Source organism: Pseudomonas sp. LW8, from assembly GCF_041956865.1.
Lineage (GTDB): Bacteria > Pseudomonadota > Gammaproteobacteria > Pseudomonadales > Pseudomonadaceae > Aquipseudomonas > Aquipseudomonas siliginis.
The window spans coordinates 3,521,728-3,546,853 of record NZ_CP168138.1 but is presented as its reverse complement, the minus strand read 5'-3'; the positions used below and the strand labels follow the sequence as shown (position 1 = coordinate 3,546,853).

The window sequence follows — 25,126 nt, the reverse complement described above, 5'->3', positions numbered from 1 at the left end:
CTTACCGGGCCGAAGCGAGTTGAGAGAAGGCGGTGCCGAGCCACTGCTGCACGCCATGCATGGTGGCGGCAGAGGTGTCGAGGAACGGTTGCGGGTAGACGCCGAGGTAAATCAGCAACACCGCCAGACCGAGCACCATGATCAGTTCGCGCGCGTCCATGCCGTGCAGCACCGCGTCGGATTTCGACGGGCCGAAGTAGGCACGGTGAATCATGATCAGCGAGTAGACCGAACCGAACACCAGACCGGAAGTGGCAATCGCCGTGACCCATGGAGCGCTGGCGAAGGAGCCGATCAGGATCAGGAACTCGCCGACAAAGTTACCGGTGCCCGGCAAGCCCAGCGACGCCGCCGCGAAGAACAGGCTGATCGCCGGCAGGTAAGCGATACGCGACCACAGACCGCCCATCTCACGCATGTCACGCGTATGCAGACGCTCGTACAACTGACCGCTGAGGATAAACAGCGCAGCTGCCGACAGACCGTGCGCCAGCATCTGGATCACTGCGCCTTGCAGCGCCAGTTGGCTGCCGGAGTAGATACCGATCAACACGAAGCCCATGTGGGAAACGGAAGAGAAGGCAATCAGACGCTTGATGTCGGTTTGTGCGAACGCGAGGAACGCGCCGTAGAAGATCCCGATCAGACCGAGGGTCATGGCGATCGGCGCGAACTCCGCCGAAGCGTTCGGGAACAGCGGCAGGGCGAAACGCAGCAGACCGTAGGCCGCAGTTTTCAGCAGGATACCGGCGAGGTCGACGGAACCGGCTGTCGGTGCCTGGGCGTGAGCATCAGGCAGCCAGGAGTGGAACGGTACGACGGGCAGCTTGACCGCGAAAGCGATGAAGAAGCCGAGCATCAGAATGTACTCGGTGGTCATCGACATCTTGGTTTTCAACAGGTCGGCGTAGTTGAAGGTAATCACGCCGGTATTGTTGAAGTTGACCAGCACCAGACCGAGGATCGCCACCAGCATGATCAGGCCGGACGCCTGAGTGAAGATGAAGAACTTGGTCGCTGCGTAGATACGGGTTTTCTTGCCGTCCGAAGAACTGTGACCCCAGAGCGCGATGAGGAAGTACATCGGCACCAGCATCATTTCCCAGAAGAAGAAGAACATGAACAGGTCGAGGGCGAGGAACACGCCGACCACACCGCCCAGGATCCACATCAGGTTCAGGTGGAAGAAGCCAACGTGACGTTGAATCTCTTTCCACGAGCAGAGTACGGAGAGGATACCCAGCAGACCGGTCAGCAGGATCATCAACAGCGACAGGCCGTCGAGGGCCAGGTGCACGTTGATGCCGAAACGCTGGATCCAGACATGCTTGAACTCAAGCGCCCAGGTCGGATCGGCGCCCGGCGCCGGTGCGAATGAATAGTCACCGTGGGCCCACAGCCAGAGGCCGAGCGCGAGTTCCAGGGTCATGGTCAACAGCGCAATCCAGCGCGGGAGGGTGGCGCCGAAGCGCTCACCCATCCAGCACAGCAGGCCGCCGATGAAGGGGATCAGGATTAGCCAAGGCAGAATCATGACGGGCTCGTTTCCTTTCGCAAATTCGCAAGGTTCATATCAGACCGCTACCAGCACGATGGCGCCGATCACCAGCACGGCACCAGCAGCCATCGAGGCGGCGTACCAACGCAGTTGACCGGTCTCGGTGCGGCTCAGGGCAGTGTGACCACCCTTGGCCATACGCGGGATCAGACCGATGGTCTGGTCGAGCGGGTCTTTGCGCAGTACATGGCTGATCGCAAGGTACGGCTTGACGAACAGTTTGTCGTAGATCCAGTCGAAGCCCCAGGCAGCGAACCACCAGGCCGAAAGGAAACGGCCGATGCCGCTGTTGGCAATTGCCGTGACGAAGCGACGCTTGCCGAGGAACAGCAGCGCTGCCAGCAGGATACCGGCCAGGGCGATGGCGCCCGAGGCGATTTCCAGACTGTGCTTGGCTTCGCCACCGGCATGGCCAACGCTTTGCGGCAGTACGCCGTGCAGCGGTGGCACGATCATCGCGCCGACGAAAGTCGACAGCACGATCAGCACCGACAATGGCAGCCAGTGGGCAATGCCGTGGCCGGCGTGGGCTTCGGTCTTGGCTTCACCGTGGAACGCGATGAAGATCAGGCGGAAGGTATACAGCGACGTCATGAACGCACCGACCAGACCTGCGTAAAGCAGACCCTGGTTACCGCTGGCGAACGCTTCCCAGAGGATTTCGTCCTTGGAGTAGAAGCCTGCGGTAACCAGTGGCAGAGCGGCCAGCGCGGCACCACCGACGATGAAGCTGGCGTAGGCCAGTGGCAGTTTCTTCCACAGACCGCCCATCTTGAAGATGTTCTGCTCGTGGTGGCAGGCAACGATCACCGCACCGGAAGCAAGGAACAGCAGGGCCTTGAAGAAGGCGTGAGTCATCAGGTGGAAGATCGCGCCTTCCCAGGCACCAACGCCCAGCGCCAGGAACATGTAGCCGATCTGGCTCATGGTCGAGTAGGCGAGGATACGTTTGATGTCGGTCTGCACCAGCGCGGCGAAACCGGCCAGTACCAGGGTCACGCCACCGACGATGCCGACGAGGTGCAGGATGTCCGGCGCCAGCGCAAACAGACCGTGGGTACGGGCAATCAGGTAGACACCGGCGGTGACCATGGTCGCGGCGTGGATCAGTGCCGAAACCGGGGTTGGGCCGGCCATCGCATCCGCGAGCCAGGTTTGCAGCGGCAGTTGCGCCGATTTGCCGACAGCACCGCCGAGCAGCATCAGGGTTGCCAGAACGATCCAGAAATCGCCGACCTTGAAGTGCTCAGGCGCACGCACCAGCAGTTCCTGGACGTTCAACGTGCCCAGTTGCTGGAACAGGATGAACAGGCCGATGGCCATGAACACGTCGCCGATGCGGGTGACGATGAATGCCTTGAGTGCCGCGTTACCGTTGTTGCGGTTGCTGTAGTAGAAACCGATCAACAGGTACGAGCACAGGCCCACGCCTTCCCAGCCGAAGTAGATGAACAGCAGGTTATCGCCGAGGATCAGGAACAGCATGCTGGCGATGAACAGGTTGGTGTACGAGAAGAAGCGCGAGTAACCGTCTTCACCACGCATGTACCAGGACGCGAACAGGTGGATCAGGAAGCCGACGCCGACGACCACGCCGAGCATGGTCACCGACAGGCCATCCAGGTACAGCGCGAAGTTCGGCTGGAAACCTTCCACCGACATCCAGCGCCACAGCACCTGGGTGTACACGCCACCTTCCGGCGGCGCGACGTTGAATTGCCAGATCACGTAAGCGGTGACGATGGCCGACAGGCCGATCGAACCGACACCGATCAGCGCCGAGAGGTTTTCCGAGAAGCGGCCGCGCGAGAACGACAGCAACAGGAACCCGATCAGAGGGAATACGAAAGTCAGAAAGAGTAGGTTCATCCGCGCATCTCACTGGCAGCGTCGATATCGAGCGTGTGGAAGCGGCGATACAGTTGCAGCAGGATCGCCAGGCCAATACTGGCCTCGGCTGCGGCAAGGCTGATCACCAGGATGAACATGATCTGTCCATCCGGCTGCGCCCAGCGGGCGCCCGCAACGATGAAGGCCAGGGCAGAGGCGTTCATCATCACTTCCAGACTCATCAACACGAACAAAATGTTGCGGCGGACCATCAGGCCGACCAGACCAAGGCAGAACAGGATGCCGGCAACGGCTAAACCATGTTCGAGAGGGATAGCAGGCATGTCTTACTCCTTCGCCTCGTTACGGCCCAAATGGAACGCCGTGACGGCTGCGGCGAGCAGCAGCATCGAGGCGAGTTCGACCACCAGCAGGTACGGGCCGAACAGGCTGATGCCCACGGCTTTCGCGTCTACGGTGGTGTGGCCGATGGCCTGGCCGCTCTGGTGAGCGAACAGCACATACAGCAGTTCGGCCAGCAGCAGCGCGGCGAGGATCACCGGTCCTGCCCAGATGCCGGGCTTGAGCCAGGTGCGTTCCTGCTGCACCGAGGCGGGACCGAGGTTGAGCATCATCACCACGAACACGAACAGCACCATGATGGCACCGGCGTAGGCGATCACTTCCAGCACACCGGCGAACGGCGCGCCGAGGGCGAAGAAGGTCATGGCCACGGCAATCAACGAGATGATCAGGTAGAGCAGGGCGTGCACAGGGTTGGTGTTGGTGACCACACGCAGCGTGGACACCACAGCAATACCCGATGCGAAATAGAAAGCGAATTCCATCGTTCTTCCTTAAGGCAGCAAGCTCTTCACGTTGATCGGTTCGGCTTCGTTCTGCGCAGCGCCTTTCGGCTTGCCAGCGATTGCCATACCTGCAACACGATAGAAGTTGTAATCAGGGTTTTTGCCGGGGCCGGAGATCAGCAAATCTTCTTTCTCGTACACCAGGTCCTGACGTTTGAACTCGGCCATCTCGAAATCCGGGGTCAGCTGGATCGCGGTGGTCGGGCAGGCTTCCTCGCAGAGACCGCAGAAAATGCAGCGCGAGAAGTTGATCCGGAAGAAGTCCGGGTACCAGCGACCGTCTTCGGTTTCAGCTTTCTGCAGCGAGATGCAACCCACCGGGCAGGCCACGGCGCACAGGTTGCAGGCTACGCAGCGTTCTTCGCCATCGGGGTCGCGGGTCAGGACGATGCGGCCACGGTAGCGCGGCGGCAGATAGACCTGCTCTTCGGGGTATTGCAGGGTGTCGCGTTTGCGAAAGCCATGGCCGAAGACCATGACCAGGCTGCGCAACTGGGTACCGGTACCCTTAACGATGTCGCCAATATATTTGAACATGGGTCAAATCCTCACTGAACCGCAACCGCAGGCGTGTTCAACAACACAACCGCAGCGGTCACCAGCAAATTGATCAGGGTCAGTGGCAGGCAGAATTTCCAGCTGAAATCCATCACCTGGTCATAACGCGGACGCGGGATGGAAGCGCGCAGCAGGATGAACAGCATGATGAAGAACGCGGTCTTCAGTGCGAACCAGACGAAGGACAGTTGCGGCAGGATGCCGAACGGACCGTGCCAGCCACCGAAGAACAGGGTGACCAGCAGCGCCGAGATCAGGATGATGCCGATGTATTCACCGACGAAGAACATGCCCCATTTCATACCGGCGTATTCAATGTGGTAACCGTCGGCCAGTTCCTGTTCCGCTTCCGGCTGGTCGAACGGGTGACGGTGAGTCACGGCGACGCCAGCGATGAAGAAGGTACAGAAGCCGAAGAACTGCGGAATGATGAACCACAGGTTCTGCGCCTGGTACTCGACGATGTCGCGCATGTTGAACGAGCCGACCTGCACCACGATGCCCATCAGGGCCAGGCCCATGAACACTTCGTAGGACACGGTCTGCGCCGAGGCACGCAAGCTGCCGAGCAGGGCGAACTTGTTGTTGCTCGACCAGCCGGCGAACAGCACCGCGTACACCGACAGACCGGCCATGGCGAAGAAGAACAGCAGGCCGATGTTCAGATCCGCCACGCCCCAGGTCGGGGTGATCGGGATGATCGCGAAGGCGATCAGCAGGGCGGACATGGCCACCACCGGCGCCAAAGTGAAGATCACCTTGTCGGCAAACGGCGGGGTCCAGTCTTCCTTGAAGAACATCTTCAGCATGTCGGCGGCGATCTGGAACATGCCGAACGGGCCAACGCGGTTCGGACCGTAACGGTCCTGCCACCAGCCCAGCAGGCGACGTTCGACAAAGCTGAGCAAGGCGCCCGCGACCACCACGGCCAGCAGGATCACGATGGCTTTGATGACCGTCAGGATCACATCGATCACTTCAGGGGTGAACCAGGTCATTGCGCTGCCTCCTGCAGACCGTCGACGGATACGCCGGCGAATGCCGGTGGAATGCCGGCGATGCCCGCAGGCAATGCCACCAGACCGGCGCCCAGTTCTTCATTGATGCGCAGCGGCAGACGCAGGGTCTGGCCGGCAACGTTCAGGCTCAGCAGAGCACCGTCGTTGACGCCGAGGCGATCCGCTTCGGATTTCGCCAGAGCCACGTACGGAGCCGGAATGCGCTCTTGCACCGGCGCGGCTTTCGAAGAATTTTCTTCGCTGCCGAACAGGTGGTAGAACGGCACGGCCTGCCAAGTGCCCGGCGCCGGATTGAATGCGCGCGGAGCAGCAGCGAACCAGTTCAGCGAGTCGCCAGTGCTTTCGATCAGGCGCGTGCCCGGATCGCCAGCGCGCAGATGACCACCGACTTCGTCCTGGAACTTGTTCCAGGCTTGTGGCGAGTTCCAGCCCGGCGACCATGCGAATGGCACTTGTTGACGCGGTTCGGCGGAGCCCGAGTAACCTTCCATGGAGAAGGCGAACGCGGTGTCCTGGTCTTGCGGGGTGCGTGGTTCGTGAACGCTGATGTCGGCGCGCATCGCGGTGCGACCGGAGTAACGCAGCGGCTCACGGGCCAGTTTCAGACCCTTGATGCGGAACGCAGCGGAAGGTGCAGCATCGACGATACGTGCCAGTTGCGCGGTGCTCGAGGCAACGGCAGCGGTGACGTGGTCGAGTTGCGTCCAGTCGATCGGCTGGTTCAGCAGGGTCGCGCGCAGGGCGTGCAGCCAGCGCCAGCCTTCGTGAACCAGGATGCTCGCGTCCAGGTATTGCGGATCGAAAACCTGGAAGAAACGCTGGGCGCGACCTTCCTGGCTGACCAGCGTACCGTCGCCCTCGGCGAAGCTCGCCGCTGGCAGAACCAGGTGCGCGCGATCGGTGGTGGCGGTTTTCTGATGGTCGGCGACGATCACCACTTTCGCGGCGTTCAATGCGGCATCGACCTTGGCGTTGGCAGTGCGGGTGTACAGATCGTTTTCCAGCACGACGATCGCGTCGGCCTTGCCATCGATGACCGCTTGCAGCGCGTCGTCGACCGACTCGCCACCGAGCATGGCCAGACCGAGGCTGTTGGCCTCCGGCACGATCAGGCTGATCGAACCGTTCTTCTCGCGCAGCTTCAGGGCTTTGGCGATGTTCGCGGCGGCTTCGATCAAGGCTTTGGAGCCCAGCGAAGTACCGGCGATGATCAGCGGACGCTTGGCGGCGAGCAGGGCATCGGCGATACGCTGCGCCAGTTCCAGGGCTTCGGTGTCCAGACCTTCAACGGCCGGCGCGCTGGCATCCAGCGCGTGAGCCACGGCGAAACCGATGCGTGCCAGGTCGTCGGGAGCTGCGTGTACGCATTCTTCGGCAACGTCGTCGAGCTTGGTTTCGGCGAGGCTGGCGATAAACAGCGGGTTCAGCGCGTGCTGACCGATGTTCTTCACCGCCGCGTCGAGCCAAGGCTGGACGCGCATGGCTTCGGCCATGTCTTCAGCCTTGCCCTTGACCGACTGACGCAGAGCCAGCGCCATGCGCGCAGCGGTCTGGGTCAGGTCTTCACCGAGGACGAAAATCGCGTCGTGGTCTTCGATATCGCGCATGTTCGGCACTGGCAGCGGGCTGTCGTTCAGCACCTGAAGGACCAGACGAATGCGCTCCAGCTCGGAGGCTTCGATACCCGAATAGAAGTGCTCGGCGCCTACCAGTTCGCGCAACGCGTAGTTGCTCTCGAGGCTGGCGCGTGGCGAACCGATGCCGACGATGTTGCGTCCGCGCAGCAGGTCGGCGGCTTTGTCCAGCGCAGCGTCTAGGCTGAGCTTGGTGCCATCGGCCAGCAGCGGCTGACGTGGACGGTCAGTGCGGTTCACGTAGCCATAACCGAAACGGCCACGGTCGCAGAGGAAATACTGGTTCACCGAACCGTTGAAACGGTTTTCGATGCGACGCAGTTCACCGTAACGCTCGCCCGGGGAAATGTTGCAACCGCTCGAGCAGCCATGGCAGATGCTCGGGGCGAACTGCATGTCCCACTTGCGGTTGTAGCGCTCGGAGTGAGTCTTGTCGGTGAACACGCCGGTCGGGCAGACCTCGGTGAGGTTGCCGGAGAACTCACTTTCGAGGGTGCCGTCTTCAACGCGACCGAAGTACACGTTGTCGTGGGCGCCGAATACACCGAGGTCGGTACCGCCGGCGTAGTCCTTGTAGAAACGCACGCAGCGGTAGCAGGCGATGCAGCGGTTCATTTCGTGGGAAATGAACGGGCCGAGTTGCTGGTTCTGGTGGGTGCGTTTGCTGAAGCGATAACGGCGCTCGTTGTGGCCGGTCATCACTGTCATGTCTTGCAGGTGGCAGTGACCGCCTTCCTCGCACACCGGGCAGTCGTGCGGGTGGTTGGTCATCAGCCATTCGACAACGCTGGCGCGGAACGCCTTGGATTCTTCATCGTCGATGGAGATCCAGGTGTTGTCGGTGGCGGGCGTCATGCAGGACATGACGATGCGACCACGGGTGTCGTTCTCGTCGGTGTACTGCTTGACCGCGCACTGGCGGCAGGCCCCGACGCTACCAAGCGCGGGATGCCAGCAGAAATATGGAATGTCGAGGCCCAGCGACAGACATGCCTGTAACAGGTTGTCTGCCCCGTCGACTTCGAGCGCTTTGCCGTCTACGTGGATAGTGGCCATGGTTCAAAGGTCTTCGTTGGCCCGGTGTCAGCGGGCGTGGCTAATGGAATCTTGTTATGCGTCCGAATCCAAACAGCCCCGGAGGGCGTCATCGGACGAAAGGCGAAGGGCACGGACCCTTCGCCTTTTTAAGCGTTTAAGCGCCGACTACGATCGGCCTTGCCAGAGGCGGGACGGCGGCGCTGACAGGCGCGATACCGGCTTCGAACTCTGGACGGAAGTATTTGATCGCGCTGCCCAGCGGCTCCACGGCTCCCGGTGCGTGAGCACAGAAGGTCTTGCCCGGGCCGAGGAAACCGACCAGACCCAGCAGGGTCTCGATGTCGCCCGGCTGGCCCTTGCCCTGTTCGATGGCCATCAGGAGCTTGACGCTCCATGGCAGACCATCGCGGCACGGGGTGCAGAAACCGCAGGATTCGCGAGCGAAGAACTGCTCCATGTTGCGCAGCAGCGAGACCATGTTGACGCTGTCATCCACCGCCATCGCCAGACCGGTACCCATCCGGGTGCCGACCTTGGCGATACCGCCGGCATACATTTGTGCGTCGAGGTGCTCCGGCAGGAGGAAACCGGTACCGGCGCCGCCTGGCTGCCAGGCCTTGAGCTTGAAGCCGTCGCGCATGCCGCCGGCGTAGTCTTCGAACAGTTCACGACCGGTGACGCCGAATGGCAGTTCCCACAGGCCCGGGTTCTTGACCTTGCCGGAGAAGCCCATGAGCTTGGTGCCCATGTCTTCGGAACCTTCGCGGGCCAACGATTTGTACCAGTCAACGCCGTCGGCAATGATCGCCGGCACGTTGCACAGGGTTTCGACGTTGTTCACACAGGTCGGCTTGCCCCACACGCCGACGGCGGCAGGGAAGGGCGGCTTGGAGCGCGGGTTGGCGCGGCGGCCTTCGAGGGAGTTGATCAGCGCGGTTTCTTCACCGCAGATGTAACGCCCGGCGCCGGTGTGGACGAACAGCTCGAAATCGAAACCCGAACCGAGAATGTTCTTGCCCAGCAGGCCGGCCGCCTTGGCTTCTTCCACGGCACGGTTGAGGTGCTTGGCGGCGGTAGTGTATTCGCCGCGCAGGAAGATGTAGCCACGGTAGGTTTTCAGCGCGCGGGCACTGATCAGCATGCCTTCGATCAGCAGATGGGGCAGTTGCTCCATCAGCATGCGGTCTTTCCAGGTGTTCGGCTCCATTTCATCCGCGTTGCACAGCAGGTAGCGGATGTTGATGGATTCGTCCTTGGGCATCAGGCCCCACTTCACGCCAGTGGGGAAGCCGGCGCCGCCGCGACCCTTGAGGCCAGCGTCTTTGACGGTCTGGACGATGGCGTCCTGATCCATCTCGGCGAAGGCTTTGCGTGCAGCGGCGTAACCGTTCTTGGCCTGGTACTCGTCGAGCCACACGGCTTCGCCGTCATCGCGCAGACGCCAGGTCAGCGGGTGAGTCTCGGCCGAGCGCTGGATGCGGTTGGCTGGACCAAAAGATGTCAGGGTCATACGTAGCCCTCGAGCAGTTTGGCCACGCCAGCAGGCTGCACGTCGCCAAAGGTGTCGTCGTCGATCATCAGCGCCGGTGCCTTGTCGCAGTTGCCGAGGCAGCAGACAGGCAGCAGGGTGAAACGACCGTCGGCGGTGGTCTGACCCAGGCCGATGCCCAGATTGTTCTGGATTTCGCTGACCACCGACTCGTGGCCGCCGATGTAGCAGACCATGCTGTCGCAGACGCGAATGATGTGACGGCCGACCGGCTGACGGAAGATCTGGCTGTAGAACGTCGCCACGCCTTCAACGTCGCTGGCCGGGATGCCGAGGATCTCGCCGATCGCGTAGAGGGCGCCATCCGGCACCCAGCCGCGTTCTTTCTGGACGATCTTCAGGGCTTCGATCGACGCCGCGCGCGGGTCTTCGTAGTGATGCAGCTCGTGCTCGATGGCCGAGCGCTCGGTTTCACTCAAGGTGAAACGGTCTGTCTGGATAAGCGTGCTGTTCATGCTTAGCGGTCCACGTCGGCCATAACGAAGTCGATACTACCCAGGTACGCAATCAAGTCCGCGACCATGCTGCCTTTGATCACCGAAGGGATCTGTTGCAGGTGCGGGAAGCTCGGAGTACGGATCCGGGTACGGTAGCTCATGGTGCCGCCGTCGCTCGTCAGGTAATAACTGTTGATGCCCTTGGTCGCTTCGATCATCTGGAAGGATTCGTTGGCCGGCATGACCGGGCCCCACGAAACCTGCAGGAAGTGCGTGATCAGGGTTTCGATGTGCTGCAGCGTGCGCTCTTTCGGCGGCGGCGTGGTCAGCGGGTGATCCGCCTTGTACGGGCCTTCCGGCATGTTGCGCATGCATTGATCGATGATCTTGATGCTCTGGCGCATCTCTTCGACGCGGACCATGCAGCGGTCATAGGCATCGCCGTTGACGGCCAGTGGCACTTCGAATTCGAAGTTCTCGTAGCCCGAGTACGGACGCGCTTTGCGCAGGTCGAAATCGCAACCGGTCGAACGCAGGCCGGCACCGGTGACGCCCCATTCCAGGGCCTCTTTGGTGTTGTAGGCAGCGACGCCGACAGTACGCCCCTTGAGGATGCTGTTCTGCAGGGCGGCCTTGGTGTATTCGTCCAGACGCTTGGGCATCCACTCGACGAAATCCTTGACCAGTTTTTCCCAGCCGCGCGGCAGGTCGTGGGCGACGCCACCGATGCGGTACCAGGCCGGGTGCAGACGGAAACCGGTGATCGCCTCGATCACCGTGTACGCCTTCTGGCGGTCGGTGAAAGTGAAGAACACCGGGGTCATGGCGCCGACGTCCTGGATGTAGGTACCGAGGAACAGCAGGTGGCTGGTGATCCGGAAGAATTCGGCCATCATGATGCGGATGACATCGACCTTCTGCGGCACTTTGATGCCGGCGAGCTTCTCGACCGAAAGCACGTACGGCAGGTTGTTCATCACGCCGCCGAGGTAGTCGATACGGTCGGTGTACGGAATGTAGCTGTGCCAGGACTGACGCTCGCCCATCTTCTCGGCGCCACGGTGGTGGTATCCGATGTCCGGGACGCAGTCGACGATCTCTTCACCGTCCAGCTGCAGGATGATGCGGAACGCACCGTGCGCCGAAGGGTGGTTCGGGCCGAGGTTGAGGAACATGTAGTCCTCGTTGGCTCCGGAACGCTTCATGCCCCAGTCTTCCGGACGGAAACGCGCGGCTTCTTCCTCAAGCTGCTGCTTGGCGAGGTTGAGGCTGAACGGATCGAATTCGGTGGCGCGCGCCGGGAAGTCCTTGCGCAGCGGGTGACCTTCCCAGGTCGGCGGCATCATGATGCGCGACAGGTGCGGGTGGCCTTTGAAGTCGATGCCGAACATGTCCCAGACTTCGCGCTCGTACCAGTTGGCGTTGGGCCAGATGCTGGTGACGGAAGGCATGCTGAGGTCGCCTTCGGACAAGGCCACCTTGATCATCACGTCACTATTACGCTCCAGCGACATGAGGTGATAGAACACGGTGAAATCGGCGCCGGTTGGCAGCCCTTGACGCTTGGTGCGCAGACGCTCGTCCACGCCGTGCAGGTCATAGAGCATGACGTACGGCTTGGGCAGGTTGCGCAGGAAAGTCAGGACTTCAACCAGTCTGGCACGGGCCACCCACAGCACCGGCATGCCGGTGCGGGTTGCCTGCGCGGTGAACGCTTCGGCGCCAAAACGGTTGTTCAGTTCGACGACCACATCCTGGTCGTCTGCCTTGTAAGGCGGGATGTACAGAGCACTGCCTGTAGTCATGGTTATTTTTTCGCTTTCGGTCAACGTAAAGAATGAAGCCAGCTTCTCGTTACTTGGAACAGAACTGGATCAGACTTCGTCAGGGCTGCGCAGATTGGTGACTGCGATTCGCTGTTCGCGGCGCTGTTCCTTCTGCGATGGCATGTCGGCGCGATACACGCCTTGATCACCAACGACCCAGGAAAGCGGACGACGCTCCTGTCCAATCGATTCCTGCAACAGCATCAAGCCTTGCAGAAATGCTTCCGGACGGGGCGGGCAGCCAGGTACGTAGACGTCCACGGGCAAGAACTTGTCCACCCCTTGAACCACGGAGTAGATGTCGTACATGCCGCCGGAGTTGGCGCACGAACCCATGGAGATAACCCATTTCGGTTCGAGCATTTGCTCGTAGAGACGCTGAATGATCGGCGCCATCTTGATGAAGCAGGTACCGGCGATAACCATGAAGTCGGCCTGACGCGGCGAGGCCCGGATGACTTCGGCGCCAAAGCGCGCGATGTCGTGGGGCGCCGTGAAGGCGGTGGTCATTTCCACGTAGCAGCACGACAGGCCGAAGTTGTACGGCCACAGGGAGTTCTTACGTCCCCAGTTGACCGCGCCACTCAGCACGTCTTCCAGCTTGCCCATGAAAATGTTTTTGTGGACTTGATCTTCTAACGGATCGGCAACGGTTTCCCGCTGGCCAATCGGATACTGCTCGTTAGGAGCATCGGGGTCGATCCTGGTGAGATTGTATTGCATTGCCAAAGCCTCATTGTTTCAGCTTCGCCTGCCGCTTGCGACGAGCTTCCGGAGCCCAGTCAAGGGCGCCCACTCGGAACAGGTAGACAAGACCTGCCAACAGAATTGCTATGAAAACGAGAGCTTCGACGAATCCGGTCCAGCCGCTTTCGCGGACGGACACAGACCATGCAAAGAGAAAGAGGGCTTCGATATCGAAGATCACGAACAGCATCGCGACCAGATAGAATTTGGCTGAGAGCCGCAAGCGGGCGCCACCGGTAGGTAGCATGCCCGACTCGAACGGTTCGTTTTTGCTGCGACCCCAGGCTTTTGACCCGAGGAGGCTGGAGACGCCAAGCATGAAGGCACACAGGCCGACGACACCCAGAAGGAAAATGGCAAAGCCCCAGTTGTGGGCCATGAGTCCTGTCGCTTCGGGCATGCTGGTAATCCTTAACAGAGAGCAAAGGTCTCTGAGCTTGATAAGAAATAAGGCAGTGACGATATGTCGCAGCAATCAATCGGGCTGATTTTATGGCTAAACACCCGGCAAGTAAAATTCCAAAGGCGAAATTATTTACCGGATTAAGGACATAGCGTCTCCTGAAGGCGCTGCGGCCCATGCGTTGCGGGCATTAGCCGGGTTTCCGTCAATTATGTTTTGTAGGCTTTGTAACGAACATAGTTGCTGCTAAATGATAATTGATATCGTTTGGCGTGGTTTTGTAACTGTTTAACGAGTGAGTGGCTGGGAAGTTGTCTTACTTGCGCGTTACTGCAAGTAGCGAAGCCTACCGTTTTAGCGGAAATTTCTGACGCTTGTACCGGTTCAGATCAATGTTTCGTCTCGCGGCTGACGGTAGCCCTGTGGGAGCGAGCCTGCTCGCGAAAGCGGTGGATCAGCCTCCAGATGTGCAAGCTGACTTATCGCCTTCGCGAGCAGGCTCGCTCCCACAGGGGATTTGTAGTGTCTTTGAGATTCCAACAGGCAAAAAAACGCCCCGATCCAGTCGGGGCGTCAGTCTTGCGGCTCTGCGGTTAGCTTTTTATTCGATCCGCAAAGGCCGTTTGCTCAGGTGAAGCCGAATCAGTGGAACTGTTCTTCTTCGGTCGAACCGGTCAGCGCGGTCACCGAGGACGAGCCGCCCTGGATCACGGTGGTCATGTCGTCGAAGTAGCCAGTGCCCACTTCCTGCTGGTGCGCAACGAAGGTGTAACCCTTGGCGGCGTCAGCGAATTCCTGCTCTTGCAGCTTCACGTAGGCGGTCATGTCGTTGCGGGCGTAGTCGTGCGCCAGGTTGAACATGCTGTGCCACATGTTGTGAATGCCGGCCAGGGTGATGAACTGGTGCTTGTAGCCCATGGCGGACAGTTCGCGCTGGAACTTGGCGATGGTCGCGTCGTCCAGGTTCTTCTTCCAGTTGAAGGAAGGCGAGCAGTTGTACGACAGCAGCTGGTCCGGGTATTCCTTTTTGATCGCTTCAGCGAAGCGACGGGCTTCTTCCAGATCCGGCTTGGCGGTTTCGCACCAGATCAGGTCGGCGTACGGTGCGTAAGCCAGGCCACGGGCGATCGCTTGATCCAGGCCGGCACGTACCTTGTAGAAACCTTCCTGAGTACGCTCGCCGGTCACGAATGGCTGATCGTACGGGTCGCAGTCGGAAGTCAGCAGGTCAGCCGCGTTGGCGTCGGTGCGGGCCAGAATGATGGTCGGCGTGCCGGCAACGTCAGCTGCCAGACGGGCAGCGGTCAGCTTCTGTACGGCTTCCTGGGTTGGCACCAGAACCTTGCCGCCCATGTGGCCGCATTTCTTCACCGAAGCCAGTTGGTCTTCGAAGTGAACGCCGGCGGCGCCTGCTTCGATCATGCTCTTCATCAGCTCGTAGGCGTTGAGTACGCCGCCGAAGCCTGCTTCAGCGTCGGCCACGATTGGCGCGAAGTAGTCGATGTAGCCGTCATCGCCCGGGTTCTTGCCGGCTTTCCACTGGATCTGGTCAGCACGACGGAACGAGTTGTTGATGCGCTTGACCACGGTCGGTACCGAGTCAACCGGGTACAGCGACTGATCCGGGTACATCGATTCGGCGGAGTTGTTGTCCGCAGCCACCTGCCAGCCGGACAGGTAGATCGCCTGGATACCGGCCTTGACCTGCTGAACAGCCTGGCCGCCGGTCAGGGCGCCCATGCAGTTGACGAAATCTTTCTCTGGACGGAAGGACGGCTTGGCACCCTGGGTGACCAGGTTCCACAGCTTCTCGGCGCCCATCTTCGCGAAGGTGTGCTCAGGCTGAACCGAGCCACGCAGGCGGACCACGTCAGCAGCGGAGTAAGTGCGAGTCACGCCTTTCCAGCGCGGGTTCTCGGCCCAGTCTTTTTCGAGGGCTGCAATTTGCTGTTCGCGTGTCAGTGCCATGGAGATAAACCTCGTCGCGTCTTTTATGAAAAGTTGTTCTGCGGTGGAAAATTCCTGCGCTCGCTGACCAGAAGCTTAGGTGGTCAAGTCGAATTCGGCGGGGTAGGCGACGGGATGAACGATGGGCTCGAGGGGAAGTGAGCAGGTAGTGGCGCGGTGCGGGCGCATTCCGGCGTCGTGGGCCTTTATACGGTCTGCAGCGTGAAGCCGGGTTACCTAAATACGCTTCCGTCCCTCGGGACAACTTCGTTCCAGTCGGCAACCTCGTCAAACACACCTTGTGGGCGGTACAGACACGAAACGGTTCGCGGGATAGGTGCGAACGGCGCTTCGAAGGCCCTTGCCAGGGCCTCTGATTAGCGGGAGCGAGGCCATCATGCCTTCGCTTTTTGGCCTCGTCAAACGTTTTGTAGTGCTTTTTTTAAGGCACTACATCTTTCGTCTAATACGACTAATCAGTCAGTTTTCGGTGCTTTAGTCCAGTGTGTCGACTTTCACCCGCAAGGTCATGTCATCCCGGCCTTGAGTCGAGTAGCTGCGGGTCAGCCCCTGTTTGTCGGCCTGAGTCTGGCTGTTGACGCCCGCCAGGGTGATCCATTCGCCGAGGCGTCCGGTGACAGTTGTGTCGGTGCTTTGCACGTTCACTACATCGGGACGTTCCTGGCTCATGCGGTCACGGTTGGTACTGATCGCCAGATGAACGGTCTCGCCGGTGACGCTGGCGGTGACGTAGAAACCCTGGGTGACGTTGCGGTATTGGGTCTCGCTGCTGTAACCGCCGTAGGAATCGCTCTGGGTGGTGGTGATCGGCACGCTTTGGCCAACCTGAATCAGCGCCGGAGTGCCTTCACTGGTCTGCACTTGCTGAACGCCGCCGTTGCGGCTGGTGGTGCTGCGGCTGATGATCCGGGTCTGGTTCGGCTGGGCGCCGTTGACCGAATAACCTTCGTCGCCACGGCCATTGTTTTCGTTGGTGTCGACGGTGATCAGCAAGCGCTTCGGTGCGGTATCGAGTTGCGCCAGCAGATCTTTCAGTTCCTGTATCTTGCCCGGCTCGGCTTTGACGATCAGCTGATTGCCGTAAGCGCTGACCTGACCGTCCTGGCCGATGAAATCCTGCGCCACTGGCAACATGTCAGCGCTGGTGTGGTATTTGAGGGGGACGATTTCTGTGGCTGCCAGCACCGAAAAACTGCAGCCGAGCAGCAGGGTGGTGAGCAGGGTGCGTAGGGACATGTCCGTTATCTCCGCGTTCGAAAGGCTTGATATTGCCAGTTTGTCGGCCCGGGGTGGGGCAAGTTGAATCGTAGACAGCAAAACGCCCCGGCATCCGAAAATGGCGGGGCGTTTTGTGGTGTGCTCGCGGCCATTGTGGCGAGGGGATTTATCCCCGCTCGGCTGCACAGCAGTCGCCGACCCAGCGCGCTCGATTTAACTGACTCACCGAGTTTTCTGGATTTGGGGCTGCTTCGCAGCCCAGCGGGGATAAATCCCCTCGCCACAGGGATCTAGAGGTCTCGGAATCAGGCCGAATGCCGAACCATGTCGACATGCGGAATGCCGGCCTCGAGAAACTCCTCGCTGACCAGGCTGAAGCCCAGGCGCTCATAGAACGCCGTGGCTTGCACCTGAGCGCTGAGCTTCTGTTGCTTCAAGCCGCGCGCTTCGGCTTCGGCGATGACCGCTTGCATCAGCGCGTCACCGACCTTCATTCCGCGCCAGTCTTTGAGTACCGAAACCCGACCGATATGCCCATCGGGCAGCAGTCGCGCCGTGCCGATCGGGAAGTCGCCTTCGAGCGCCAGAAAATGCACGGCGGTCGCGTCATCGGCGTCCCACTCAAGCTCGGGTGGCACCGATTGTTCGGCGATGAACACCGTTTCACGAATGCGCCGGATCTCGGCGATATCCTTCTGCCAGTCTGCGACACGAACGCGAATTTTATTCATCGGCAAACCCCAGGCTTCCTTGCTTGACCAGTTCGCAGAGCAGGCTGCGGCCGTCTTCATCGCTCAGCCATTCGCCCAGGTTGTCGGCGTGCAGGGCGTCAGCGGCGCAGATCAGCTTCAACAGTTCGCGCAGCTTGCCCGGCAGGTAGCGGCTCTGGCCACTAGCGAACAGCAGCAGATCGTCATCGACTTCCGACCAGGCCAGGCGCGCGCTCGGGTTGCGGATCAGCACGGCGCCGTCCTGCAGGGCGGCGAGGAAGTCTTCTTCTTCGACGTCTTCCGGGCCGACCACCAGTTCCGGGTAGCGCGGCTCGGTCATGTACTGGCCGAACCAGGTCAGCAGCAGACGCTCGTCGCTCATGTGTTCGGCGAGCAGGCTTTTCAGACGATCCAGTGCATCGTGTTGAATCTGGTGCGGATCGACTGCCGGCTTGGCGTCGGCATCGGTGTAGCGCTCTTCGTCAGTCAGGAACTGGCTGAGGAAGTCGGTGAAGTGGGTCAGCACTTCAGCGGCGCTCGGCGCGCGGAAACCGACCGAGTAAGTCATGCAGTTGTCGACCGCGACGCCGCAATGGGCCAGACGCGGCGGCAGGTAGAGCATGTCGCCTGGCTCCAGCACCCATTCTTCGGTCTCGTGGAATTCAGCGAGGATGCGCAGGTCAGCGTGCTGCAGGAGCGGGCTCTCGGAATCGCACATCTGGCCGATTTTCCAGTTGCGCTTGCCATGGCCCTGCAGCAGGAACACATCGTAGTTGTCGAAATGCGGGCCGACGCTGCCACCCGGTGCGGCAAAGCTGATCATCACGTCGTCGACACGCCAGCTCGGCAGGAAGCGGAAGTTTTCCAGCAGTTCGCTGACTTCCGGCACGAACTGATCAACCGCTTGCACCAGCAGGGTCCACTCTTTTTCTGGCAATTTGCTGAACTCGTCTTCGGCGAACGGGCCGCGACGCAGTTCCCATGGACGCTCGCCATGTTCGATCACCAGGCGCGATTCGACTTCTTCTTCCAGGGCCAGGCCGGCCAGTTCGTCGGCGTCGATCGGGCTTTCGAAGTCAGGAATCGCCTGACGGATCAGCAGCGGTTTTTTCTGCCAGTAGTCACGCAGGAATTCGCGTGCTGTGAGGCCGCCCAGAAGTTGAAGAGGAATATCGGAATTCATATGTAACCTATTGAAAAAAAGCACTTTTCAGACGGGAATAAAAACGCCCGGCGCGGCCGGGCGTCTCAAGCGGGGCAAACGGTCGATCAGATGCGTTTGGCTTGTGCCACAGCGTTGCCGATGTAGTTGGCCGGGGTCAGTTGCTTGAGCTCGGCTTTGGCTTCGGCTGGCATGTCCAGGCCATCGATGAAAGTCTGCAACGCTTCAGGGCTGATGCCCTTGCCGCGGGTCAGTTCTTTCAGCTTTTCGTACGGGTTTTCGATGTTGTAGCGACGCATCACGGTCTGGATCGGCTCAGCCAATACTTCCCAGCAAGCATCGAGGTCAGCGGCAATCTTCTGCTCGTTGAGCTCGAGTTTGCTGATGCCTTTGAGGCTGGCTTCGTAAGCGATCACGCTGTGGGCGAAGCCGACACCGAGGTTGCGCAGGACGGTGGAGTCGGTCAGGTCGCGCTGCCAGCGGGAGATCGGCAGCTTGCTCGCCAGGTGCTGGAACAATGCGTTGGCGATACCCAGGTTGCCTTCGGAGTTTTCGAAGTCGATCGGGTTGACCTTGTGCGGCATGGTCGACGAACCGATTTCACCAGCGATGGTGCGCTGCTTGAAATAACCCAAGGAGATATAGCCCCAGATGTCGCGGTCGAAGTCGATCAGGATGGTGTTGAAGCGTGCGATAGCGTCGAACAGCTCGGCGATGTAGTCGTGCGGTTCGATCTGCGTGGTGTACGGGTTGAAGCCCAGGCCCAGCTCGTCTTCGATGAAGGCGCGGGCGTTGGCTTCCCAGTCGATCTGCGGGTAGGCCGAGAGGTGTGCGTTGTAGTTGCCGACAGCGCCGTTGATCTTGCCCAGCAGCGGCACGGCAGCGACTTGAGCGATCTGACGCTCGAGACGGTAAACCACGTTGGCCAGTTCTTTACCCAGAGTAGTCGGCGAAGCCGGCTGGCCGTGGGTGCGCGACAGCATTGGCACGTCGGCGAAACGGATGGCCAGTTCGCGGATAGCGTTGGCGGTCTGGCGCATCAGCGGCAGCATCACGTCGTCACGGCCTTCGCGTAGCATCAGGGCGTGGGACAGGTTGTTGATGTCTTCGCTGGTGCAGGCAAAGTGGATGAATTCGCTGACCTTGGCCAGCTCCGGCAGCTTGGCCGCCTGCTCTTTGAGCAGGTATTCGATCGCTTTGACGTCGTGGTTGGTGGTGCGCTCGATCTCTTTGACGCGCTCGGCGTGCTCCAGCGAGAAGTTGTCAGCCAGTTCGTTGAGAACGGCGTTGGCCTCGGCGGAGAAGGCTGGCACTTCAGGGATGCCAGCGTGGGCGGCCAGGCGCTGGAGCCAGCGCACTTCAACCAGAACGCGGGCACGGATCAGGCCGTACTCGCTGAAAATCGGGCGCAGGGCCTGGGTTTTGCCGGCGTAGCGGCCGTCAACAGGGGAAACCGCAGTGAGCGAAGAGAGCTGCATGGGGTGTTCTCGGACAGTCGGGCAACGAAATGGGGCGCGTATCATACATGAAAAAATCCGCCGGTCCGTCGCCAACTGACCGGCGTATTACGCGTTACAGACTACAAAGCCTTCGTGACGCGGCGTTTACTCGCTGCGCATCAACGGATAAAGCTCTTTAAGCAACTTGCGGCGGCTGATCACCAACTGCCAGCGATGACCACCGAGCTGACGCCACAGGCGCGCCGAGCGGATACCGGCGAGGAGCAGGGCGCGGATCTTCGAGGCATTGCTCGGCTGTTGCAGGTTGCGCATGTCGCCGTGCACCTGAATGCGCTGGCGCAGAGTGCTCAAAGTGTCCTGGTACAACGCACCGCAAGCGGCCACGACGTTTTCGTGGGCCGGGCCAAAATGCTCCACCTGCGACTGGATCTGCGGCAGGCGTTTGGCAATCGTCTCAAGCATGTCGTCACGCTTGGCCAGTTGCCGCTCCAGACCGAGCATCGACAGCGCGTAGCGCAACGGCTCGCGCTGCAAGGTGCTCGGATCGCGCTCAAGGGCGCCAATCAGCGCGCGATAACCCTCGCGCAGATTGATGTCGTCGCCGCCGTAGACGTCCAGCGTATCTTTTGGGTCGCGGACCAGCAGGCTGCCGAGCATGCAACTCAGGCCGGCCTCGTTGGTCTGGCCGGTCTTGGCGATGCGATCGACCAGCACGGCGGCGAGAAACACGCCGCCCAGCGCCGTCAGTTGCTCCTGAGTCGGGCTCATGCCTGGCCGCTCCACGGCTCGGCCACTTCGATCACGCCGCCACCCAAGCAGATTTCACCGTCATAGAACACCACCGATTGGCCCGGCGTCACCGCGCGTTGCGCTTCGTCGAACACGGCGCGATAACCGCTGGCGGTTTTTTCCAGGGTGCAGGCCTGATCGCTCTGGCGATAGCGCACTTTCGCCGTCAGGCGCAGCGGCTGGCTCAGGTCGATCGGGTTGACCCAGTAGATTTCCGAGGCGAGCAGGGCGCTGGAGAACAGCCACGGATGGTTGTTGCCCTGGCCGACGATCAGCTCGTTGGTCTGCAGATCCTTGCGCAGCACGTACCACGGCTCATCGCCGGCATCCTTCAAGCCGCCGATGCCGAGGCCCTGACGCTGGCCGATGGTGTGGTACATCAAGCCGTGGTGACGGCCGATGACTTCGCCTTCGGTGGTCTTGATCTCGCCCGGTTGTGCCGGCAGGTATTGCTTGAGGAAATCGCTGAAACGGCGCTCGCCGATGAAGCAGATTCCGGTGGAATCCTTCTTCTTGGCGGTGGCCAGTTCGTATTTCTCGGCAATCGCGCGCACTTCAGGCTTTTCCAGTTCGCCGACCGGGAACAGGGTCTTGGCGATCTGTTCGCCGCCGACGGCGTGCAGGAAATAGCTCTGATCCTTGTTCGGATCGAGGCCTTTGAGCAGTTCGGTGCGACCATCGATATCACGGCGGCGCACGTAGTGGCCGGTGGCGATCAGGTCGGCGCCGAGCATCATCGCGTAGTCGAGGAACGCTTTGAACTTGATCTCGCGGTTGCACAGGATGTCCGGGTTCGGCGTGCGCCCGGCCTTGTATTCGGCGAGGAAGTGCTCGAACACGTTGTCCCAGTACTCGGCGGCGAAGTTGGCGGTGTGCAGCTTGATGCCGATCTTGTCGCAGACAGCCTGAGCATCCGCCAGGTCGTCCATCGCGGTGCAGTATTCCGTTCCGTCGTCTTCTTCCCAGTTCTTCATGAACAGGCCTTCCACTTCGTAACCCTGCTCGATCAGGAGAAGGGCGGAAACGGAAGAGTCCACGCCGCCGGACATGCCGACAATGACGCGCTTCTTGGATGTGTCAGAAGGGGCTGGATCACGCATAGGGATTCAATGAGTGTCTTGGAAAAGGGCGCGATTCTATCAGGCTCGCGGCCGCAAGGCTAAAGAGAAGGGCGGATCAGTTCGAGGCTGAAGTGATGACCGGCCAGATAATCGTCGATGCAACGGATGATCAGTTCACTGCGCCAGTTATCGCGCTGGGCGATTAATTCGTCGCGGGTCAGCCACTTGGCGCCGACGATGCCGTCGTCAAGCTGGTAATCCGGGTGATGCTGCACGGCTTTGGCGCTGAAGCATATGCGCTGGTAAGTCACGCCGTTGCTCGGTGCGGTGTACAGATAAATGCCGATCACGCCTGTCGGTTCGACGTCCCAGCCGGTTTCTTCGAGGGTTTCGCGAATGGCCGCATCGATCAGGGTTTCATCCGGATCGAGATGGCCGGCGGGCTGGTTGAGCACATTACGCCCACCTTTGTGCTCTTCGACCATCAGGAAGCGACCGTTGTCCTCGACGATGGTGGCGACGGTGATGTGGGGGAGCCATTCCATAAAACCTTCCTCAATCTATTGGTTAAACCCCAATCCCTGTGGGAGCTGGCTTGCCAGCGATAGCGGTGGTTCAGTCACCATCCATGCTGGATGATAAACCGCCATCGCTGGCAAGCCAGCTCCCACAAAGTTTTGTGGTGATCACAAAACCCGGAAACACAAACCCCGGCACAAGGCCGGGGTCTGTTCACCGCATTACAGCCTTAAACCAGCGCAGCAATCGCCGCGTTGAAGGTTGCGCTTGGACGCATGGCCTTGCTGATCAGCTCGGCGTCGGCGTGGTAGTAACCGCCGATGTCGACTGGCTTGCCCTGAACGGCGTTGAGCTCGGCAACGATGGTTGCCTCGTTCTCGGTCAGGGTTTTGGCCAGAGTCGCGAACTGCGCTTGCAGTGCAGCGTCTTCGGTCTGGGCAGCCAGGGCCTGAGCCCAGTACATCGCCAGATAGAAGTGGCTGCCGCGGTTGTCGATGTTGCCGACCTTGCGCGATGGCGACTTGTTGTTGTCGAGGAACTGGCCGGTGGCCTGGTCCAGGGTTTTCGACAGCACCAGTGCTTTCGGGTTGTTGTAGTTCACGCCCAGGTGCTCAAGGGAAGCGGCGAGGGCAAGGAACTCACCCAGCGAATCCCAGCGCAGGAAGTTTTCTTCAACCAGTTGCTGCACGTGCTTCGGAGCCGAACCGCCGGCGCCGGTTTCGAACAGACCACCGCCGTTCATCAGCGGCACGATCGACAGCATCTTGGCGCTGGTGCCCAGTTCCATGATCGGGAACAGGTCGGTCAGATAGTCGCGCAGTACGTTGCCGGTCACCGAAATGGTGTCCTTGCCTTCGCGGGTGCGCTGCAGGGTGTACTTCATCGCGTCGACCGGCGCCATGATCTGGATGTCCAGACCGCTGGTGTCGTGGTCCTTCAGGTAGGCCTGAACCTTCTCGATCACCACGCCATCGTGAGCGCGCATCGGGTCGAGCCAGAAGATCGCCGGCGTGCTGCTCGCGCGAGCACGGTTGACGGCCAGTTTGACCCAGTCCTGGATCGGCGCGTCTTTGGTCTGGCACATGCGGAAGATGTCGCCGGCTTCGACAGCCTGTTCCATCAGCAGCTTGCCCTTGCTGTCGGTGACGCGAACAACGCCGTCAGCCTTGATCTGGAAGGTCTTGTCGTGGGAACCGTACTCTTCGGCTTTCTTCGCCATCAGACCGACGTTCGGCACGCTGCCCATGGTGGTCGGGTCGAAAGCGCCGTTGGCTTTGCAGTCTTCGATCACAGCCTGGTAGATGGTCGCGTAGCAACGATCCGGGATCACAGCCTTGGTGTCGTGCAGCTGACCGTCGGTGCCCCACATCTTGCCGGAGTCACGGATCATCGCTGGCATCGAGGCGTCAACGATGACGTCGCTCGGCACGTGCAGGTTGGTGATGCCTTTGTCGGAGTTGACCATCGCCAGCGACGGACGAACGGCGTAGATCGCTGCGATATCGGCTTCGATCTGCGCTTGCTGCTCGGCCGGTAGGGCCTTGATGCGCGCGTACAGATCGCCGATGCCGTTGTTCAGATTGAAGCCGATCTGGTTCAGCACGTCAGCGTGCTTGGTCAGTGCGTCTTTATAGAACTCGGCAACGATCTGGCCGAACATGATCGGGTCCGAGACCTTCATCATGGTCGCTTTCAGGTGAACCGAGAGCAGTACGCCCTGGGCCTTGGCGTTTTCGATCTCGGCAGCGATGAACGCACGCAGGGCGTTTTTGCTCATCACGGCGCAGTCGAGGATCTCGCCAGCCTGAACGGTGGTCTTTTCTTTCAGAACGGTAGCGGCACCGTCCTTGGCGATCAGTTCGATCTTCACAGCGTCAGCGGCGTCGATCAGGACAGCTTTTTCGCTGCCGTAGAAATCGCCGGTGCTCATGTGAGCGACGTGGGACTTGGAGTCCTTGGCCCAGGCGCCCATTTTGTGCGGGTGCTTGCGCGCATAGTTCTTCACCGACAGCGGAGCGCGGCGGTCGGAGTTGCCTTCACGCAGAACCGGGTTCACGGCGCTGCCCTTGACCTTGTCGTAACGCGCCCTGGCGTCTTTGTCGGCGTCGCTGGTCACGGTTTCCGGGTAGTCCGGCAGGTTGTAGCCCTGCGCCTGCAGCTCTTTGATCGCGGCTTGCAGCTGTGGCACCGAAGCACTGATGTTCGGCAGCTTGATTATGTTGGCTTCAGGCGTAACGGCCAGGTCGCCCAGTTCGGCGAGGTGATCGGCTACGGCTTTGTCGCCCAGTTGCTCGGGGAAGCTTGCCAGGATGCGCGCTGCAAGAGAGATATCGCGGGTTTCCACGGCGATATCGGCCGAGGCGGTGTAAGCCTCGATGATCGGCAGCAGGGAATAGGTGGCGAGGGCAGGAGCTTCGTCGGTGAAGGTATAGATGATCTTCGAGCGGGTGGGCATATTCGGATTAACTCTCTCTTCTTTGCTAAAGCGTGCGCAGAAACTCGAGGGGCGCCGGGTAAGCGCGTTCGTTCAAAGTCATCCATGAACCGAATGTCGAGATTCTTCGCGGTGATGTTGGGTGCATCAGTAGAGCGTCAAGCAGTCAGGCTGCGGTAACAACCCGACCAATCAGGCGGAAAGTCTCGTGCTAGAGAGGCCAGCCGTCGTGACCCTGTGGTCAGCGGGCGGCATTATACATAGGTAGCTGGCAATCTGCCGATGGTTCATATGCAACGATTCTCGTCCATTGGTCTAAAGGTCGCAGGGCGCGACC

At 60.5% G+C, this 25,126-nt stretch carries 21 protein-coding genes; all 21 read right to left on the bottom strand.

The features are described 5' to 3' along the window. Position 1 precedes the first annotated feature (1 nt). The 21 genes from nuoM to AB9L16_RS15970 all read right to left on the bottom strand — a co-directional run bounded on the left by nuoM (position 2) and on the right by AB9L16_RS15970 (position 24,810). Positions 2-1,534: an NADH-quinone oxidoreductase subunit M gene (gene nuoM / locus AB9L16_RS16070; RefSeq protein WP_016775285.1), complete on the bottom strand. Its 1,533-nt coding sequence runs from the start codon at positions 1,532-1,534 to the stop codon at positions 2-4. Between the two features lie 39 nt (positions 1,535-1,573). Beyond that, a complete protein-coding gene (gene nuoL, locus AB9L16_RS16065; RefSeq protein WP_024013419.1) occupies positions 1,574-3,427 on the bottom strand; it encodes an NADH-quinone oxidoreductase subunit L in 1,854 nt (617 codons plus the stop codon). Then, positions 3,424-3,732 carry an NADH-quinone oxidoreductase subunit NuoK gene (nuoK, locus tag AB9L16_RS16060; protein WP_003180046.1) on the bottom strand — a complete coding sequence of 103 codons (309 nt, stop codon included), beginning with the start codon at positions 3,730-3,732 and terminating at the stop codon, positions 3,424-3,426. The genes nuoL and nuoK overlap by 4 nt, the downstream gene beginning before the upstream one ends. Positions 3,733-3,735: 3 nt before the next feature. Further along, on the bottom strand, positions 3,736-4,236 hold the full coding sequence (gene nuoJ / locus AB9L16_RS16055) for an NADH-quinone oxidoreductase subunit J (RefSeq protein WP_007951462.1): 501 nt from the start codon (positions 4,234-4,236) through the stop codon (positions 3,736-3,738). A gap of 9 nt (positions 4,237-4,245) precedes the next feature. Then, entirely contained in the window at positions 4,246-4,794 is a 549-nt protein-coding gene (gene nuoI, locus AB9L16_RS16050) for an NADH-quinone oxidoreductase subunit NuoI (protein WP_016775283.1), read from the bottom strand. Between the two features lie 11 nt (positions 4,795-4,805). After that, positions 4,806-5,813: an NADH-quinone oxidoreductase subunit NuoH gene (gene nuoH, locus AB9L16_RS16045; RefSeq protein WP_039763316.1), complete on the bottom strand. Its 1,008-nt coding sequence runs from the start codon at positions 5,811-5,813 to the stop codon at positions 4,806-4,808. After that, positions 5,810-8,524, bottom strand: coding sequence for an NADH-quinone oxidoreductase subunit NuoG (nuoG, locus tag AB9L16_RS16040; protein ID WP_252886425.1), 2,715 nt, complete (start codon positions 8,522-8,524; stop codon positions 5,810-5,812). Before nuoG ends, nuoH begins: the two co-directional genes overlap by 4 nt. A 136-nt stretch (positions 8,525-8,660) precedes the next feature. After that, positions 8,661-10,016: an NADH-quinone oxidoreductase subunit NuoF gene (gene nuoF / locus AB9L16_RS16035; protein ID WP_024013417.1), complete on the bottom strand. Its 1,356-nt coding sequence runs from the start codon at positions 10,014-10,016 to the stop codon at positions 8,661-8,663. Continuing rightward, on the bottom strand, positions 10,013-10,510 hold the full coding sequence (nuoE, locus tag AB9L16_RS16030) for an NADH-quinone oxidoreductase subunit NuoE (RefSeq protein ID WP_003223804.1): 498 nt from the start codon (positions 10,508-10,510) through the stop codon (positions 10,013-10,015). Before nuoE ends, nuoF begins: the two co-directional genes overlap by 4 nt. Before the next feature lie 2 nt (positions 10,511-10,512). Further along, entirely contained in the window at positions 10,513-12,297 is a 1,785-nt protein-coding gene (nuoC, locus tag AB9L16_RS16025) for an NADH-quinone oxidoreductase subunit C/D (protein WP_056788887.1), read from the bottom strand. Positions 12,298-12,366: 69 nt separating this feature from the next. Next, positions 12,367-13,041: an NADH-quinone oxidoreductase subunit B family protein gene (locus AB9L16_RS16020; RefSeq protein WP_016775278.1), complete on the bottom strand. Its 675-nt coding sequence runs from the start codon at positions 13,039-13,041 to the stop codon at positions 12,367-12,369. Positions 13,042-13,051: 10 nt separating this feature from the next. Beyond that, positions 13,052-13,465 (bottom strand): NADH-quinone oxidoreductase subunit A, encoded by a 414-nt coding sequence (locus AB9L16_RS16015; protein ID WP_003223812.1) that lies wholly within the window; start codon positions 13,463-13,465, stop codon positions 13,052-13,054. A gap of 645 nt (positions 13,466-14,110) precedes the next feature. Then, the gene (aceA, locus tag AB9L16_RS16010) at positions 14,111-15,436 is read right to left on the bottom strand and encodes an isocitrate lyase (protein WP_016775277.1); all 1,326 of its coding nucleotides are present in this window, start codon (positions 15,434-15,436) and stop codon (positions 14,111-14,113) included. Between the two features lie 474 nt (positions 15,437-15,910). After that, a complete protein-coding gene (locus tag AB9L16_RS16005; protein WP_150634939.1) occupies positions 15,911-16,672 on the bottom strand; it encodes a secretin N-terminal domain-containing protein in 762 nt (253 codons plus the stop codon). Between the two features lie 287 nt (positions 16,673-16,959). Beyond that, positions 16,960-17,385 (bottom strand): GNAT family N-acetyltransferase, encoded by a 426-nt coding sequence (locus AB9L16_RS16000; protein ID WP_375122377.1) that lies wholly within the window; start codon positions 17,383-17,385, stop codon positions 16,960-16,962. Further along, complete coding sequence (locus AB9L16_RS15995) at positions 17,378-18,547, bottom strand: cupin domain-containing protein (protein WP_016775274.1); 1,170 nt, start codon at positions 18,545-18,547, stop codon at positions 17,378-17,380. The genes AB9L16_RS16000 and AB9L16_RS15995 overlap by 8 nt, the downstream gene beginning before the upstream one ends. An 86-nt stretch (positions 18,548-18,633) precedes the next feature. Continuing rightward, the gene (gene purB / locus AB9L16_RS15990; RefSeq protein ID WP_095182064.1) at positions 18,634-20,004 is read right to left on the bottom strand and encodes an adenylosuccinate lyase; all 1,371 of its coding nucleotides are present in this window, start codon (positions 20,002-20,004) and stop codon (positions 18,634-18,636) included. Positions 20,005-20,130: 126 nt separating this feature from the next. Then, positions 20,131-20,754 carry a high frequency lysogenization protein HflD gene (gene hflD, locus AB9L16_RS15985; protein WP_039763308.1) on the bottom strand — a complete coding sequence of 208 codons (624 nt, stop codon included), beginning with the start codon at positions 20,752-20,754 and terminating at the stop codon, positions 20,131-20,133. Then, positions 20,751-21,875, bottom strand: a complete 1,125-nt coding sequence (gene mnmA / locus AB9L16_RS15980) for a tRNA 2-thiouridine(34) synthase MnmA (RefSeq protein ID WP_375122376.1) — start codon at positions 21,873-21,875, stop codon at positions 20,751-20,753. Before mnmA ends, hflD begins: the two co-directional genes overlap by 4 nt. A 59-nt stretch (positions 21,876-21,934) precedes the next feature. Then, positions 21,935-22,381 carry an NUDIX hydrolase gene (locus tag AB9L16_RS15975; RefSeq protein ID WP_016775271.1) on the bottom strand — a complete coding sequence of 149 codons (447 nt, stop codon included), beginning with the start codon at positions 22,379-22,381 and terminating at the stop codon, positions 21,935-21,937. A 203-nt stretch (positions 22,382-22,584) separates the two neighbouring features. Next, the gene (locus tag AB9L16_RS15970; RefSeq protein ID WP_375122375.1) at positions 22,585-24,810 is read right to left on the bottom strand and encodes an NADP-dependent isocitrate dehydrogenase; all 2,226 of its coding nucleotides are present in this window, start codon (positions 24,808-24,810) and stop codon (positions 22,585-22,587) included. Between the last annotated feature and the right edge of the window lie 316 nt (positions 24,811-25,126).